We start from the raw sequence: 17,460 nt of genomic DNA on the forward strand, positions 1-17,460 counted from the left end.
TGTTTCCTTTTTTTGAAGTTACTATATAGACGCGGCATTGGCTAGAAAAGTTTCTTAAAAATAAAAAAGAAGAGGCGGAAACCACCTCTTCTTTTTTATCTAAGGTTATTATTTAGCTGGTGTAGTGTAGTAGAAGTCTGCTACTTTATTTCCTGCTACATCAGTTACATAAGAACCAGAAGCATTACCATTAAGCTCAACTTCAACATTTTGATTAGCCGTTACAGCTTTTTCAAGAGTCAGAGTCAATACTGAGCCAGTGCCTTCTGTAGCATTTGTTACTTTTACAGCAGTACCATCAACAGTAACTGTGAATGCCGCTGGAGTATAGTTAACATCAAGAGCTTCAGAGTAGCTCAAAGTGATTGTTCTTCCGCTAGCATTCAGGGATTTTTCATCAGCAACTGCTGTGATACCATCCGCAACTTCACCAACGAAAGAAGGTTGCAATTTACGACCTACAGAATCAGTTGAACTAATGTCATTGATATTAGTCAAAGTAGTCAGTTTTACGTTTTCTGCGTTGTAAGGAATAACATCCTCTTCGTCAAGAGTAAATGTAAGCACAGTTACTCCTGTTGCATTGCTGGAGCTTAGAGTGAAATCAGAAGAGTCATAAGTAGATGTTCCTACAGTAATTACGAAATCAGAAGGATCTACATATGTCAGATTACCTTTTAGCTCAGCAGTGATTGTTTGACGATCTGTTGCTTTAATAGTATCAGCATCAAATCCGATGTGGGAATCTGCTTGGCTCTTCAGATCCACACTTCCGTTACCCACATAGTTTCCGTTTGTATCAGCAACGTTAACGACACGGATAGCATTCGCACCTGTCAATCCAGTAGCTTTGTCCTTAGGAACAGTCAATACTACTGTATTCGTATTATAGAGTGCAATGCTTGTAGAAGCAGATTGGAATGGAGTATAAGTTGCTCCTGTTACATAATCGTATTTGTTCACATCAAGAGCTGAACCAGAACCACTTGTAGCTACTGGTCTAGCGAATTCAACGTAAACTTCATAATTATCAGCATCTACAGAGCTATACCATGCATCTACTACTTTCAAGCTACCTACAACAGTAGTTGAGAAAGCGACAGATTGAGGAATAATTGCATTACCAATTGTAGCTTGGTCACGAACACCTGAAACTTCAAGTGTATAATCACCAGCTGGCAATGGTCCGCCTACAGTGCTAAGTACAACTTTAGTTTGATCTTCTTTACCGTTTGTAGTGCCATACTTAGGAGTTACAGAAGGATTTCCTTTTGTAGAGAATCCTTGACCCGTGTAAACATCACCATTAGATTTCTTCAAGACGTAGTTAGATTTAACCGTGATATCTGCTGGCAAGATTTTTTCAGAGAAGCTAACGATAATGTCTGTTCCTGCTTCATCAGAATCTGCAGTCACTTCAACAACTGTTGGGCGCACTGTATCTAATTCAGGAGTAACTGTTGCATTACGGTCAGCACTGTTATCACTGTAATCTGTTACACCAGTAAGGTATACAGTATTAGCTCCCAGGCTAAGTTTGTTAGGCTCAGAGAATTGCAGTGTTACTACATTGTCTTTAACTGTTACAGTAGCAGACTTGTTAGAAGATGTGTGATAAGCACTCTTCACTGATTTAACTGGTTCATTAAATGTAACTTTCACTTCTCTCAGATCACTTGTAGTTACAGAAGTGATTTCTGGAGCAGCAGTATCTTCTGCAATTGTAAAGTCGCTAGCAGAAGTAGCAATAGTGAAACCTGCATAATCTTTAATGTTTGAAACAGTCAGAGAATGCTCACCTACAGGCAGGTTAGTTGTGATAAATGCAACGTTAGGGTACGTGAATTTAACACTACCGCTAATCACTTGACCATCAACTTTATAGTTTGCTAAGTTGTTAGCAGTTTGAGCAGTAACTGGCTCGGAGAATTCTACTCTCAAAGCTTTAGTACCCAATCCAGTAACTTCAGATACCTCTGGCAATTGAGTATCAACTGCTGTGAATTTAACTGTTTCACTGAAAGTTTTAGAACCATCAGCATTCTTCACACCGCTGATTGTAAGATTGGTTTCTTTTTGTTGTGGCAATTTGCTAGCATCTTCTTGTTTTACAAGAAGAGTTACAGTTTTCTTATCAGCAGAAAGTGTTGCAGACTCGAAGTTAACTCCAGACACTTTGTAGTTGTCTACGTTGGTAGCAGTTGTAGCATCTACATCGCCATCGTATTTAACTTGAAGTTCTTTGTAGTTAGTTGCAGTTGCTGCTTCTACTTTAGTAGCTGCAGTTACTACATAAGTAACTTTCTCAGTGAATTCTTTTTCTTGGTAAGTAAATTTAACTTCAGTTTCTTTGTTAGCTTCAAGAGCTGTATCCAAAGTTACTTTTACAGTTTCGCCGTCAGTCATTTTGAATTCTACAGCTTTACCGGACTCGATAACTGTGTAGGATTCAACGGACAGGCTCAGTTCTTGATCAACTGAGTAAGCAGCGCCTACAAGAAGTTCGCGAGTTGCGTTGGATTGGAAGTTAGCGTTAGCGTCAACCAGACCTGCGTTGATTGCTGCTTGAACATAACCTTTAGCCCATGTTGTTGCAGAGTTGTTAGTTTCAGTTGGTACTTCAAGATCAAGCGCACGTACAAGTACAGTTGCCATTTCTTGAATTGTTACTGGGTTAGAAACTCCGAAGATTTTCTTAGTAGAGTTAACGCCTTCCATGATACCTGCTGCGTAAACTGCTTCTACATAAGGAGCTGCCCAGTGGTTCTCACCGTAGTTTTTGTCTTTGAAGGAGTAAACACCTTCTACTTCTTTAAGACCCAAAGTCTTAGTGATGACTTTAGCGAACTCAGCGCGAGTCATTTGTCTGTCAAGGTGTGCTTGACCGTCTGGGAATCCAGAGAAGATACCTTTATCTTTCAAGTAATTGTATTGCGCGTTTACATCAGTAAGACCAGTTTGACCGAACGCTACAGAAGCAAACATGGAGAATGCCATTGCTGTAGACAAAGCCACGGATAAAATTTTCTTCATAACCTTTTTTTCTCCTCCTCGAGAAATCATCACATGATTATTTTCTTTATGATTACTAGTACTAGTAAATTGGTTGCCCGTGTTACTCATTAGCCGATACACCCCCTTTCCAGAGTTGAGCAAGTAAATCCATATAAAATGATGTCTGTGATAGATCACAGAAACTAGTAAATATAAGCCAGGGTAAGAAAAAATAGAGTAGTTTCCTAATCCTACCTATCGTATTATACAATGTGGTTTAGAAGACGTAAAGAAAATTTTTCTAATAAATAGACAAAATTCTCCACAAATCTCTTTCCTAAATCCTCCATCGTTTGGCTCTACATCTTAAACGCATTAGTTTCAAAAAAGTTGCGAAGTTTCGAAAAAAAATTTCCACTAATTAAAAAATGATGGGATTCATCCTTCAATATACAATATCGGTACCAATTAATTGATAATGAATAGCGCGGTAACTCTAAGTTATATGTAACCACAAACAATATTGGAATATCCTTCAATTCAAGTGATAATTCAAAAAAATTTGAAAATCCCTTCAGAAGAAATAACAACGTAACCACTTGAACTATAAAAATATAAAAAAGGTGCCGAATCTCGGCACCTTCATTCTAATTATCCAGTGGGTTTACTTAATCTTCATTGCCAGCTCGATGATGCGAGCACGCAGTTTTGGATCGGTATTCAAATTCTCGTACATATCCTCGATCGGTTTCTTGTTATCACGGTATGTCTTCTCGTGCTTGATCGTGACATGGGACCATTCAATAAGCTCATTCTCTGCTGCCATCAAGTTATTATATGCATCGTGGAATCCAGTCTTCATAACAAGACCTTCCATAACTTCCTGCGAGATCTCCTGAGTCTTGCGTGCCTTCTCAATCTCTACTTCCAGAATCGCCGCTTGTTTCTCAAACTGTGTCTTTGCCTTCATGTAGCCAAGCTGAGCTTTCGAATAGATTGCTTTCATCAGATACCTTCACCCTTTAGCAAAATGTGTATTTTAACGCTATTGTATCTTATAATCTATTAAATTACAAAATCTAGTGAATGATTCTTCCTATAGACAGAAAAGAACTGCGCCTCAGAGGAGCAGTTCTTTCTCTGTTAGAAGATTTTAACTTAAATTATTTGGAAAAAGTTTGTTGCTCTTTTTGAATAGCTCCACAGCGATTTTAGCTGCTTCTGCACGTGTCAGGAAGCCCTGCGGATTAAAGCTGTACTGCGGCTTGCTCTGTCCAGCAACGGTAATTGCATTCCCTGTCATAATCTTTGCTTTGTTTACTGCAAGGACCGCAGGCTTCGCATAATAGTTAATACTGCCGGAATCCACATACAGCTTCGCCAGATTGTCCGTAAGCTTGCTGTCATTAGCAGCTAGTTTGAGTTTCATTGCACGGGCGATCATAACAGCCGCTTGCTCACGAGTCAGAGGTTGGCTCGGTGCAAACACCCCTTCTGTTAATCCTGTTACAATTCCTGCTCTTGCTGCTGTTTCAATATGCTCATAATCCCATGTTTCGCTTCGTGCCCCAGGCACCAGATCCACGAATGTTTGATTATTGTCGTAGTTCAGAGGCAGATTCATACCCTTAACGAGCAATGTTGCGAATTCACCGCGTGATGTGCGATCGTCAGTACCAAACTGATCAAATCGGATATTCTCCATCAAGCCTTTCGAATACATTGCGTTCAGGACGTTACGAGCCCAGTTATGATTCGTAATATCTGTATAACTTCGGCTCAGCTTCATAACCACATAATATCCGAACTCATCAAAAGGAACAGTAATGGTATGGTTCTTCGCATCGACAATACCACCAACATTTACCCATTCGCGATCAGAAGTATATTTAAATACCGTGATTGTGGATCCCACTTCGTCAACTACACTGCTGTTATAAGTGAGTGTCAGTTCCCCTCGCTGTGATGGAGTAACCTCACGTTCAGCTGCAATTGTCGGATCACCATACAAGCCTTCAATTGAATATGGCGCAAGTCCATTCGTAGGCGGCAAGTAATCAGCAGAACCTAGTGTTCCACGTTCCCCTAGACCTCCACTGATCCAGTAAACATTAGAAATCGTCGTAAAGTTCTGTTTATCTCCAGAAGAAGCTCCGAAACGCAAGAAGTACTCATCCGGGATATCCCATACTGGTAATCCTGTTTCGTCATTAGAAAGACCGTTATTAGGGAAACCAATAATGTTGCCATAATCATTTCTACGTTCAACTACGCCGTCTTTTGGATCAGCGAGACCGAATAACAGCTGTGTGGTAGGATAGTATTTGTTAATTCCTCTTGTATCTGTAGATTGCATGATGGTTCCCTTAGGAAACTCAAGCTCTAGGCTCTTGTTAAATACACTGTATTTATTAGCTACTTTAGGAGCCATGTATTGGGAATCAACGGCAACGGCACCTGTATAATACACGGATATGGTGTCTTCAAGAGTTGTACTTCCACGTACGATCTCAATATCAATATCATTCGCTTTGTCTTGCTTGAGCCCTACATAATCATACAAGAAACGGTCATCACCCAGATCCGTTCTCTTTACAGCAGGTTCGCCATCAATCAATACTTCAGTTGCACCTTCGGCCTCAATATCAAAACGAACAAAGTTCTTATTTACAACATAGGCTCCATCAACTGTTGGCTGTGGTGCTAACAATCGATAAGGCTTAACCTCACGGACCAACTGGAGCTGCTGACTTGTCTTCGCACCTGTACTATTAATCAATTCGAGGTTATAAACATAGGTTCCAGGCGTTTCAGCAGGCAAATTTTGTACACGAATGACAAATTCAGCAGAACTGCCGAAGTATTCATATGCATAAGTCTTATTATTGTAAGTAAACTCACTAGTCTGTTTAATTACTGTGTCTGTAACATCCAATGAGAACAAATTTTGTGATCCGAGATTCAAGTTCACCTTGGATGCTCCATTACCACGAATAACGATATCATGCTCTTGGAGACTCGTTGTATAGGTACCACCATTGTAAATGAAATCAGGAGTCAGGTTAAAAATCTTGGCCCATTGTTCATTATCTGTATATTCCAGCGGGAAAGTAACTCTGTTGTTGCCTACAGCCGGCTGGAATTTATCAATATTGGAAACATTCTCATCCAGAATATAGACTCGGATTTCTTTTCTTACAACCCGGTACTGGTTGTTATCATCTGCTACCGTCCCGGTAAATACAATTCTGTTCTCACCATAATATAAAGGCCCTGAGTCTGCATTGACTTGAAGATTCAAATTAAACTTTCCATTCGTCAGCCATGAAGTTCCAAGACCAGCTGGAGTTGTTCCGTTTACAAACACTTCTCCTTTGAAAGCCGTGCTGTTCAGATCAAACCCGATGTACTCCCCTGAAACCTGCAGGTTCGTTGTCTGATTCGAATCAATCGTCACCGTCTGTCCGTCGGTCAGGTTGGAGACGTAAATATAGGTCTTGGAGACAAATGAAATGACAGCGTCCTTATACTGAGTGGAGCCGGAATATTGGAAACGAACGGTTTGATTCCCGTTCTGAAAGCCAGAAATTCTGTAGATATACTCTGTTGTTGATCCTTCCACCGGCCCCACATAACTGATTGACATGTTGCTGCCTACAGGTAAGTATTTTGCTGTTAAGGCATTAGGGTCTGTGACAGGAGAATTCGTCTTCACGGAAATATAGAAATCACTGGAATCTACATTTGCTCCGTTGAGATTCTCTTTGGAATATGTTGCTTTACCATCTGTACCCACTGTATATCCTTTCAAATGATACAGCTGACTAATTACGACTTCACCTTGAGCAAAATTGAAATTAGCAGCCTTGTTCACCATCGTCGAACCGTAGGTGATATTTAACGAGTGCCTTTGGCTTTTTGCTGTCGTTCCACTTGCATCGTCAAGAAAAGGAAAATTCGGAACTGCAAAAGTAATCAGTCGGTACGCGGAGGTTGCTCCCTCGACACCTTGAATGACAACATCGCTATTGCCTGCAGTGACCAGCTTGCCTGAGCTGTCTAGTGACAGGGAAGAGAAATACACCGGAGTTACATCAATACCATTAAGCTTAATTGACTTACTCACAGCATCGCCTTCATCGGGAACTAGAGCTTGTACATACAAAGTCGCTGTATCTTCCGCTCCTGTCCATGTCGGTGTTCCTGTTAATAGATTATTTGCATTAAGACTTGAGTCTGCCAAGTACATAGAAACAATCGGATTGCTAGTATCAAAATAATACAACGAGTGATTCACCGTAATCCGATCTGAACCATTCTCAATAACGAGCACGATATTGTTAAGTCCAGGATTTAGCGATAGTTGCGGAGAGTAGAACGTTCCATCTGACAATAATGTCGTTGCTAGTGCTGATCCGCCATTCAGTGCTATCGTTGCTCTCGTCGCATTTTGAATTTTACCTTGAAGGGTAATATCCTTTCTCGGGATGACCACCTGAGTTCCCTCATTCAAGGTTACTGGTTGAGACAATCCTAGAACGCTAAGACTCTCTACATATGGAACCTGGTCAAACAATACATAGAAGCTCTCTGACCGAGTCATATTGCCTTGTGTCCCAGAGAAAGTAATTTCATTCATGCCTGGATACAGCGTAAGTGTAGATGTGAAACGGTTATCCGGACTATCCAAATCAAGCTGGATGGTACCTGGAGTTACTTTGGAAGTATCACGAGTCCACTTTGAAGTGAGTGGATCCCATGTCAATTGCTGAATGCTGGCACTGAGTGTAGAGCCTGTAACTTTGGTATAGGTACCCGTTACGGTCAGCATTTTCTCTGTTACTTTATATGCATTGTCTCTACTCAGTAATTTATCCGTTCCTTCGAGCTTCAACTGTACCGTATTCTTTAGAGTCTCAATATCCGGAGCAAAATAACTCGTAGATACATTATCTGCTGCCTCTGCCTTATTAACCAAACCAGGGGGGAACAGTGAAACAATAAGTGTTACTAACAGCAGCCATACCATCGGCCGTTTGATGCGCTGCATATAATCTCTCCTTTAAATATAGTTACCTCTTATATCGGAAGGCCTGCGTTAAATATGAAGAAGTTTCCACAAAAAAAGCCTTATTCCCTAAATAGGAACAAGGCTGGTTAATAATAATTCAAAGGTTTAAATTATAGATTATATAATAGCTGTAAGCTTCACTTAAGATTTTGTGCGAGACTCAGATGCCTTCACTCTCAGCTTCATGAAGAAGTTGATCAGCGGACGCTTCGTTTTGTCAATCAAGCCGATGACCTCTGCACCGATCTGCAGGAAGAACATCATGACACAGATCACGACAAACGTAACCCAGTTCGCCTCATGCATCGTTGCAGAAGACTGGATAACAGCAAGCACGCCGAAGAATGCGGCAATACCGTAGATAATTAGCACCGTTTGACGGTGGCTGAATCCAAGCTCACGCAGACGGTGATGCAAGTGGCCTTTATCCGGTGCGAAGATCGGCTTCTTGTTCAGGAAGCGGCGAAGAATCGCAAAGAGCGTATCGGACAATGGTACAGCGATAATGATCAGCGGTGTAATCAAGGATACGACAGCAATCTGTTTAAAACCAAGAAGCGAGAGCATGGCAAGACTGAAGCCCAGGAACAAGGAGCCTGTATCTCCCATGAAGATCTTGGCCGGATGGAAGTTAAAGAACAAGAATCCGATAATGCTGCCGAGCAGCACAAGACAGATAAGTGCAGTCGTAATATTCCCCATAATAAAGGACATCACCGCAATCGTTCCAATCGCAATGGCAGACACACCCGCGGCAAGGCCGTCGAGTCCGTCAATCAGGTTAATCGCATTCGTCACACCAACAATCCAAAAGATCGTCAGTGGAATCGAAATCCATAGTTCAAGTGATGAGTAAGCATCAACAAAAGGAATATTTACAAAATCTATACGGATCTGAAATCCGAACACAACGACACACGCCGTAATAATCTGAGCCAGAAATTTAACCTTGGCTGACAATTGAAATCGGTCATCGAGCGCACCGATTAGGGCAATCATCGTACCGCCAATCATAAAAGCTTGGATGAATCGGGAATCTCTTGCAGTGAAGTATTCCGAAACAAACGGAAGTAACGCCAGCATCGTGACCATGAAAGCAAGAAAAATACCGAGACCGCCAAGTCTAGGCATAATCTTGGTATGAACCTTACGTGCATCAGGCACGTCCACGGCTCCCACATTTACCGCAAACTTCTTCACTAGAGGCGTCAATCCTACCGCAAGTCCGAGAGCCACGATAAATCCCAAGATATAGAACATGTACATTTGTTCATTCAACCCCCAATTTTTAAAAAACAAAGAATCCTGTACGAATCTGTTCATGACCCAACTGAAAAGCATTATACTCTCTTGACCTCTGAATTACTATTCTTTTTTTCTAGCAAAAATCATTGTTTTTAACAGATCTTCCTGTATTTACACTGTTTTTGTCACGTTTTCTTTCTCTCTTTTCACTTTCAATACGAACTGTGGTAAGGCAAGCATTCGCTTCGCCCGCTTCGGTTCCTTGAGCAGACGGTACAGCCATTCCGCTCTCAGCTTCTGGAATACGACCGGGGCACGCTTGGATCTGCCAGAGATAATATCGAAGCTGCCCCCCACGCCCATCATCAGTGGAACGCCAAGCTGCTCCTTATATTTACCGATCCATGGCTCCTGGGTATCTGCACCCCTTGCTACAAACAGCAGATGGGGATTGGCTGCGCGAATCTGCTCAATGACTTCCGGATCTTCGGACTCACCGAAGAAGCCATCGCGATATCCGCACACCACAATGCCAGGATATTGCTTTTGTAACCTGCTTGCTGTCTCTTGAATCACTTCTCCTGTAGAACCGAGCAAATACACTCTCCACTGATAGGATTCACCAACATGCATGAGTTCATGTAACAGATCAAATCCAGCAACACGCTCTGCTACAGGAACACCGCAATATTCAGCTGCCCAAACCACGCCGGTACCATCTGGTACGACCAGTTCAGCGGATTTCATAATTTTCATATATTTCGGATCATTCAGTGCAGTCATGACCATAATCGGATTTCCAGTAATAATCTGATGCGGCTTGCCCGCCCCAATCGCTTCAGTCAAATAAGCCACGGTGTCCTTCATATTCATACGCGAAAACGGAATGCCAAAGATCGGTACCGTTGGCACGGTGCGTGCGTTTGGCTCGGTCACTGCTGTATGCACAGTACTTGCTGTTTGCGCTGTTGGTGTTGTTGATGCCGTCGGCGCGGTTCGTCCGCTTGACTGTGTACTATCTGTTGGGCCCACCGGCACCTCTTCCTTACGCTCTGTCATGACGTTCAATCATCCTTTGCCGCTAATAAATTTTAGAATGTGAGCTGCAGGCTCTTGAGCTTGCTCTTTCAGGGCAGCAATTGCCTCTTCCTTGTCAGCAAGCCATTCTGCATGGGAATCCAGCATGTCATTAAGTGTAGCAAGCAGCTTGTCTGCATCCAGCGAATCGGTGTTGCCAACAGGCTCACTGTGCAGACGCTGCAGAAATGCATCAATCTTGGGATCATAAGATACACCTACGAGCGGTACTCGCTGAGATGCAGCATAGATCAGACTGTGCAGACGCATCCCGAGGACGAGCTTGCAGCGGGATACCTCCAGCAGCATCAGCTGCGGATCAGTCTGCTGAGAGCAGGTACTCACCTTGCTGCCTGTCCCATTCAAATGTCCGATCTTATTCTTCACATAAGCGGAGGCTTCCTCATCCGAAGGAAGATGGAACGGAAGCAGCCGGATATGAACCTTGCGCTGCTCCGCCAGCTTCTTGAGTCCTTCGCCGATGGCATCAAGCTCTCTTCTCTCCTTGTCCCAGAAACGAACCGATACCCCGATCACAGGAAGATCTTCCTCTTCCTGCCTCGGTGTCGTTCTTCTTGCGCTTCCTCCGCCATATGCAGCCGCCTTCTTCATCTTGGATTCATCCGGCAGTGGCAGACCCATCACAGGGTCAGGCACGACTTTGACATCATTCCACTGAATTCCGCAGCTCTGAATAAGCTTGGCCGAATCCTCGTCACGTACAGAGATATATTCACAGTGTCTGAAGACACCACGGATCATCGGGTGAAAAATCTTCCGGTGTACAGGCCCTACGCCCTGCGCATAAATAAACGTCGGCTTCTTCATATTCTGTGCCAGCTTAAGAATGCCTAAGTAATAAGGAATGGACTTCCAGCCGGTTGCATCCTGCAGCAAGCTGCCGCCTCCGCTGATCAGACCGTCGCTCTCCTTGATGGCGCGCCGAACTTCTCCAAGCTTCATCCGATGTACAGCTCTAACACCATACGTCTGCTGAGTCCATTCAGGATCGCTTGATAAGACGATAGGCTCAACCTCAATCGACGTGCGCTGGCTTTGTTCTTCCAGCGCAGTAAGAATCGACTTAAGTACCGCTTCATCCCCACTGTTTCGAAAGCCGTAATAACCTGAGATAACTATTTTCTTAGTAGTATTGGTGACCATTTTTTCCAACATCCCTCCAGAACTTGCCACACCAGTATTGCAATCAGTCCAACAATCAGACCCAGTCCGAGGCCAATCAATCCACGAATAAGCGACAGATGTACTGGTGTATGAATGTGAGCGAACGTGCCCACCATAGATAGCTGTGCAATGGCTGCAATGATTAGCAAGTAAATCCCATGACGATATTTAAGAGCAATAAATGCTCCTGCAACGAACATCGGATGGCCCAGCAGGAATTCCTTGTTCCGCGGACGTACCCCGAACGTATTCTCAAGGAAAGTACGCAGCTGTGCTTCAAACGGCAGTACCGTTCCGGCGTTCCCAGTTCGAGTCATATAATAATAGCCTACCACACCGACAATACCCACTGCCACTATCATCAAAATCGTGATCGGCCGGTTCAGCAATTGGCGAATTGAAGCGACTGACATCGACTTCAGGTAGAAAAATACATAGATTGCAACGAGCAGAACAGGTCCGGAATACAGTAAGCTTACGCCTCTAAATTGATCAATGACCAAAGAATACGTAATGTTGTTAAGCAGTGCAATCATAAACGGAACGCCAACAAAGGACAGAATGGATGTCCATACATACAGCAGGATGCTCTTCGATATCCGGCTCTTCACAGACAAGTCAGGCGTTCTCGCCTGTGCAGCATTGATCTTTCTAACGGCCAATATCATCGCAACGGTTGGTGCACTAATGGCTGCGAGCAAAGCTAAGGCTTGTTCAAGCAGTGTTGGTCTCAGCAGGAATAATCCAGCACTTCCAATCAGCCCGAGAACAAATGCCGGCAGGGTCAGGAACGGAATAAAGTAGGATATCATCAGCGCAATCATCGCCACGCTGCCGACAACGACGACGGCCTTAAAGTATCGCTCGCCCCCAGTTTCTGCAACATCAAATGGCTCTGCCTTGCCCATCACAAATCCATTGTCCTCCATTCGCTGAATCGCATTTCCTTCTGCTCCTAATGCATCAATAAGGTTGTCCAAAGGATCCGTTACTTGGGCGGTAAGCACACTCCTTGCCGGAGCAGCATTCAGATACAGCATTCGGATGTTCCGATCCTTCGTTGCGAGTGCGAATCGATCTGAGATCACCTTCACATCCAGATTCGCATCTGACTCACTGAGTGAATATAGACGAGTGACATTATAATCCGTCAGGTAAGCAAGAGTACTGAAGCCGCTTTGGGGCTTCTTCAGATTCTCAATTGCAGCAAGCCCAATGCTATGCTCGTTCATCAATTCTGCGAAGGCAGACAGACTCTTCATATCTTCGTTATCGTTATAACCCTTTACTTTATCGCCATCAAATAAAATCCGCGATACACCATATTGCTCGAAAGTTTCCATCATGGCAGCAGCTGCTTCTTGGTCATACGGCAGTGCATCTCCCAGACGAGGCATGATGTTAAAGCCGCGCTCATGGAGATCAGCCATCGCAATCGGGTCTGGAGCCATCGGTTTCAGCTTCGCATTTTCAGGCGGTGTCTGGAGAACCAGACCTCGCCCATTCAGATAGGTCCATTGATTCACTGGAATTTCGAGTCTTTCGAAGGTATCTTCGATAATCGGAGACAATGCTTCCCGGCTATCATCCGATGTGAAGAGAATATACGTATAGTTCTCATTGACCGGTGGAATTTGGCCCGTTAAGTTGGCCGCTTGTACGCTGTCAAGGATGGTGATTCTCTCTGACTTGCGGAATTCTTCCAGTGTGCTCTCGTACACGGCCATCGTGATGACGCCAGCATCCTTCAGCTCAGTCAGCTTCTGGTCAATAAAATCCTGTGGATGTACCTGATAAGCTGCTACTTCAACAAGATCCCGATAATCAAATGCAAGCTCCACGTTCTTCGAGCTCGACTCTGTCTTCACACGATCCGCAATGATGGGAATTGAGGCGATGAGTCCGATGATAACGAGGATCCAGAGCCATTTGCGGGATACTGTGTTCCAATACTGCCATTTTTGACGCACAAAAAGTACCTCCTAAACAAAATAAATTAAAGATAATGTACTGAGACGGTAAGAAATTAAAGAATGGATTCAGATGAAATCAAATTCATAACTCATCAAAACGATAAAATTGATTCGATGGAGAAAATAAAAAATAAAAAATTTCTATGTCCGCAGGCTATATCGTTCATTAAGGGGTAATAAGTGTATAAGGTGTAGAATAGCCTCTTCATTTTATACATTCCATATCATACCCTAAGGAACCAAAAAATTCTCCTTCTCATCCAAACTTACAACCTGTTGACATAGGAAGAGCCTTTCCGCCAAACAACCCGTAACGGTGCGGAAAGGCTCTCTACAATTAAAGTGAAGCTTATGTTAACTCCTTGACCTTATGCATCCACACGTGCCATTACGGCTTCCATCAAACGATCAATCCGTGCTTGTGCATCTTCGCCAGAAGTCCCCTGTACCGCAAAATAAACCTTAATTTTCGGCTCCGTCCCTGATGGACGAAGACAGAACCAGGATCCATCCTCAAGGATGAATTTCAGTACATTTTCTTTTGGCAGACCGTTAAGGCCCTTGGAGTAATCCTGCATCTCTGCCACTCTGATGCCTGCAACCTGATCAGGCGCGGAAGTACGCCAATCGGTCATTTTGGACTGAATTTGCGCTACACCGTCTTTACCTTTCAAGGTTCTGGATTGCAGTGCTTCAAGGAAGTAGCCGAACTGCTCATACAGCTCCTGCAGCACATCATAAAGCGTCTTGCCTTGTGCTTTATAATAAGCCGCCGCTTCACAGATCAGCATCGCTGCAAGGACTGCATCCTTGTCTCTGGCATAATTGCCAGCAAGATAGCCGTAGCTTTCTTCATAGCCGAACAGATACGTGTGGCTGCCCGTCGCTTCAAAAACATCCATCTTCTCACCGATATATTTGAATCCGGTCAGCGTGTTGAACACTTCTGCGCCGTAATGCTCAGCAATCACTGCCCCCATCTCACTCGTGACAATCGTCTTGACAACCGCACCGTTCGAAGGCAGCTCTCCCCGCTCCTTCATCTGACTGAGCAGGTAATGGGTCATAATCGCGCCGGATTGATTACCGGATAGTACAAAGTATTTGCCGTTCTTATCCTTTACGACCGCTCCCATCCGGTCTGCATCGGGGTCAGTACCGATCAGAATATCCGCTCCTACTTGTTCTCCAAGCTTGATTGCCAGGGTGAAGGCTTCACGCTCCTCCGGGTTTGGAGATTTCACTGTAGAGAACTCGGCATCCGGCTCAGCCTGCTCAGGTACAACATGCAGGTTCGTAAACCCGATCCGCTCAAGCACTTGGCGAACAGGAAGATGGCCTGTCCCATGCAGCGGTGTGAATACAATGTTGAAATCCTTAGCGTATTCAGAGGCGATATGTTCTCGGTTCAAGCTCACGGAAGCAACCGTTTCAATAAAAGCTTCATCCTCCGCTTCGCCAAGCCATACCAGCAACCCTTCAGCTTCGGCTTCAGCCTGAGTCAATTTCTTCACTTCAGTCAGTGATGAAATCTCCTGTATGTAGCTAATGACACGTTCCGCCTCATCCGGTATCAGCTGTCCACCTGAGTTATTGTATACTTTGTAGCCGTTATATTCCGGTGGATTGTGGCTCGCTGTAATGACAATACCGCCAGTTGCAGCAAGATGTCTTACACTAAAAGACAGCTGCGGCGTAGAGCGCAGTGATGGATACAATTTAGCTACAACTCCATTCGCCGCGAGCACCAACGCAGCCTCCAGGGCAAATTCAGGTGAAAAGTGACGTGAATCATGTGCGATGACAACAGAAGGCATTCCTTCACCTTGATGCTGCTCAAGAATATATTTGGCAAATCCTTGCGTCGCTTTACCGACCGTATAACGGTTCATGCGGTTGCTTCCTGCTCCAATTACACCACGGAGACCCCCTGTACCAAATTCCAGCTCTCGGTAGAAGCGGTCCTCTAATTCTTTATAGTCATTCGATAGAGCTTTAAGCTCCTGCTTCGTCTCCTCGTCAATTGAAGGATCCGCAAGCCATTGATTCAAACTGCGTTCTGCTGTTTCACTTAACATTACCATCATTTCTCCCTCCGGCCATGATCATTATTTTTCTCTATGTGTTTATCCAGTAAGTACAACCATTAGAGCTGCTATTACTATATAATCATTAACCAAATTACCTAGGATCTGATAACGCAAACATGATTTCGCCTTCGGCAACCACTTTGCCTTCAACGCGAGCCGTTGCTTTTCCTTTACCAATGGAGCCCTTCAGACGTGTAATCTCCACCTCAAGCTCAAGTGTATCGCCGGGCACAACTTGTCCGCGGAACCGGAAGTTATCCAGTCCAGCCAGAAATCCGATCTTCCCTTTGTTAGCTTCAACATTTAGAATCGCAACTGCTCCGACCTGAGCCAGTGCTTCCGTAATCAGCACACCTGGCATCACCGGATAACCAGGAAAGTGGCCTGTAAAAAACGGTTCGTTCATGGTCACATTCTTGATGCCGACCGCACGCTTGCCCTCTTCCATCTCCACGATCTTGTCCACCAGCAAAAACGGAGGACGGTGTGGGATAATCTCTTGAATTTGATTAATATCCAGCATTCTTGGTAAATCTCCTTCCATTCTATGCATAACATCTCAGCTTTTCGTCTAAACTATTCTTATCCTTCATCATCTGCAGTAGTGAAGGTTAAGATAAGGGGTTTCTCCTAAGAGAAGCCCTTTTTTGTTGTTGTCATATTGAGCACTTGCTTTTACGCACAAAGTCCCCCACAAAGTCCCCCATCATTATACATTTTTCGGGAACAAAAAGAAAACTCCTGCTAATCCAGGAGCTTCTCGTATTTTAAATGTTTAACCGTCTATGGTGCAAATACCAAATCAAAAATATGCTTCCAGGTTCGATAATCAAAAGCGGAGCCAATATCCTGCCCGCCAACGACTACATAACCCGCAACCATACCGCCGACAAGTGCCAGAATGAGCAGCATTGGGATGAGCAACCAGCGCAGGACCTTCTTCGCAGGTCCCTTCTTCTTCACCACTGCTGTATCTTCTTGAGTCATTACGTTCACCTATGCCCTCATATTATTCGCGAGATTCAACATTGTATCGCTGGAGCTGAGGGCACGCGCAGCCAGCTGGTATGTGCGCTGTACCTCCAGCATCTTGGTCATCTCCGCGGTCAGATCGACATTCGAAGTCTCCAGGTACCCAGAACGAATGGAGCTGCTGCCAGGAATACGTGCTGCTGCATTCTCTCCGAAGACTTCTGCTTCCGTTGCACCTGGTGTGAGTGTATAGAGGTTGTCCACACTCGCAGAGAGACCCTCCGGTCTCATCGGTTCTACAAACTGCAGCTGACCTGCAATCGCTGCGTTAGGCGAGTTACCTATACGAACCAGCAAATTCCCGCTTGCATCCACAGCAGCAGATGAATTCACCGGGGCGGTAATTCCTTCTCCGTTTCTGCCGAGTACAGTGTAACCTTCTGAGGTAACAAGTCTCATCCGCTCGTTATCTGCCGGATCGGGAACAAATTGAAAATTCCCTGCCCGGGTCCAGGCCTTCTCTCCGTTCACTTCAACAGCGAACAGTGCGTTGCCTTCTATAGCCAGATCGGTCGGATTGCCTGTTGCATTCATCTCACCCTGCGTCATATCCTGTGCAAGTGAAACCATCTGAATGCCGTAGCCTTGCGTGAATCCCAGCGGAGTAGCACGGCCATCCCGACCCAGCGGTGAAGCCTGCTGCTGAAAGGTTGTCAGCACATCCTCAAAAGAAGCCTGCTTGCTCTTATATCCAACCGTATCCACATTCGCAACATTATCGGCAATCACATTCAAGCGCTGCTGGAGGCTCTGCATAGAGACGAGTGCACTAATCATCGAATTATTCATAAAT

11 protein-coding genes are annotated in these 17,460 nt (G+C 44.4%); all 11 read right to left on the reverse strand.

The features are described 5' to 3' along the window. Positions 1-108: 108 nt before the first annotated feature. Complete coding sequence (locus BM415_RS19180; protein WP_091160783.1) at positions 109-3,123, reverse strand: S-layer homology domain-containing protein; 3,015 nt, start codon at positions 3,121-3,123, stop codon at positions 109-111. A gap of 535 nt (positions 3,124-3,658) precedes the next feature. Next, positions 3,659-4,000, reverse strand: a complete 342-nt coding sequence (locus tag BM415_RS19185; protein WP_047912375.1) for a hypothetical protein — start codon at positions 3,998-4,000, stop codon at positions 3,659-3,661. Between the two features lie 147 nt (positions 4,001-4,147). Then, positions 4,148-8,044, reverse strand: coding sequence for an S-layer homology domain-containing protein (locus BM415_RS19190; RefSeq protein ID WP_091160784.1), 3,897 nt, complete (start codon positions 8,042-8,044; stop codon positions 4,148-4,150). Positions 8,045-8,206: 162 nt separating this feature from the next. Then, positions 8,207-9,331: a glycosyltransferase family 4 protein gene (locus tag BM415_RS19195; RefSeq protein WP_091160786.1), complete on the reverse strand. Its 1,125-nt coding sequence runs from the start codon at positions 9,329-9,331 to the stop codon at positions 8,207-8,209. A gap of 150 nt (positions 9,332-9,481) precedes the next feature. Then, complete coding sequence (locus BM415_RS19200) at positions 9,482-10,183, reverse strand: WecB/TagA/CpsF family glycosyltransferase (protein WP_244533606.1); 702 nt, start codon at positions 10,181-10,183, stop codon at positions 9,482-9,484. A gap of 195 nt (positions 10,184-10,378) precedes the next feature. After that, complete coding sequence (csaB, locus tag BM415_RS19205; protein ID WP_091160789.1) at positions 10,379-11,551, reverse strand: polysaccharide pyruvyl transferase CsaB; 1,173 nt, start codon at positions 11,549-11,551, stop codon at positions 10,379-10,381. Continuing rightward, a complete protein-coding gene (locus BM415_RS19210) occupies positions 11,524-13,542 on the reverse strand; it encodes a DUF5693 family protein (protein WP_091160790.1) in 2,019 nt (672 codons plus the stop codon). Before BM415_RS19210 ends, csaB begins: the two co-directional genes overlap by 28 nt. Positions 13,543-13,913: 371 nt before the next feature. Further along, positions 13,914-15,629, reverse strand: coding sequence for a phospho-sugar mutase (locus tag BM415_RS19215; protein WP_091160792.1), 1,716 nt, complete (start codon positions 15,627-15,629; stop codon positions 13,914-13,916). A gap of 97 nt (positions 15,630-15,726) precedes the next feature. Further along, entirely contained in the window at positions 15,727-16,158 is a 432-nt protein-coding gene (gene fabZ, locus BM415_RS19220) for a 3-hydroxyacyl-ACP dehydratase FabZ (RefSeq protein WP_047912381.1), read from the reverse strand. 260 nt (positions 16,159-16,418) lie between these two features. After that, positions 16,419-16,622, reverse strand: a complete 204-nt coding sequence (locus BM415_RS19225; RefSeq protein WP_091160942.1) for a DNA-directed RNA polymerase subunit beta — start codon at positions 16,620-16,622, stop codon at positions 16,419-16,421. A 9-nt stretch (positions 16,623-16,631) separates the two neighbouring features. Next, on the reverse strand, positions 16,632-17,456 hold the full coding sequence (locus tag BM415_RS19230) for a flagellar hook-basal body protein (protein ID WP_091160794.1): 825 nt from the start codon (positions 17,454-17,456) through the stop codon (positions 16,632-16,634). Positions 17,457-17,460: the final 4 nt, after the last annotated feature.

Origin of the sequence: Paenibacillus sp. 453mf (assembly GCF_900116105.1) — a bacterium.
In the GTDB taxonomy this organism is placed as follows: Bacteria; Bacillota; Bacilli; order Paenibacillales; family Paenibacillaceae; genus Paenibacillus; species Paenibacillus provencensis.

What these genes read in the sequence shown, in the direction of transcription:
- BM415_RS19180 (WP_091160783.1), bottom strand. Translation starts at nt 3,123, where the DNA reads ATGAGTAACACGGGCAACCAATTTACTAGTACTAGTAATCATAAAGAA.
- BM415_RS19185 (WP_047912375.1), bottom strand. Translation starts at nt 4,000, where the DNA reads ATGAAAGCAATCTATTCGAAAGCTCAGCTTGGCTACATGAAGGCAAAG.
- BM415_RS19190 (WP_091160784.1), bottom strand. Translation starts at nt 8,044, where the DNA reads ATGCAGCGCATCAAACGGCCGATGGTATGGCTGCTGTTAGTAACACTT.
- BM415_RS19195 (WP_091160786.1), bottom strand. Translation starts at nt 9,331, where the DNA reads ATGTACATGTTCTATATCTTGGGATTTATCGTGGCTCTCGGACTTGCG.
- BM415_RS19200 (WP_244533606.1), bottom strand. Translation starts at nt 10,183, where the DNA reads ATGAATATGAAGGACACCGTGGCTTATTTGACTGAAGCGATTGGGGCG.
- csaB (WP_091160789.1), bottom strand. Translation starts at nt 11,551, where the DNA reads ATGGTCACCAATACTACTAAGAAAATAGTTATCTCAGGTTATTACGGC.
- BM415_RS19215 (WP_091160792.1), bottom strand. Translation starts at nt 15,629, where the DNA reads ATGGTAATGTTAAGTGAAACAGCAGAACGCAGTTTGAATCAATGGCTT.
- fabZ (WP_047912381.1), bottom strand. Translation starts at nt 16,158, where the DNA reads ATGCTGGATATTAATCAAATTCAAGAGATTATCCCACACCGTCCTCCG.
- BM415_RS19225 (WP_091160942.1), bottom strand. Translation starts at nt 16,622, where the DNA reads ATGACTCAAGAAGATACAGCAGTGGTGAAGAAGAAGGGACCTGCGAAG.
- BM415_RS19230 (WP_091160794.1), bottom strand. Translation starts at nt 17,456, where the DNA reads ATGAATAATTCGATGATTAGTGCACTCGTCTCTATGCAGAGCCTCCAG.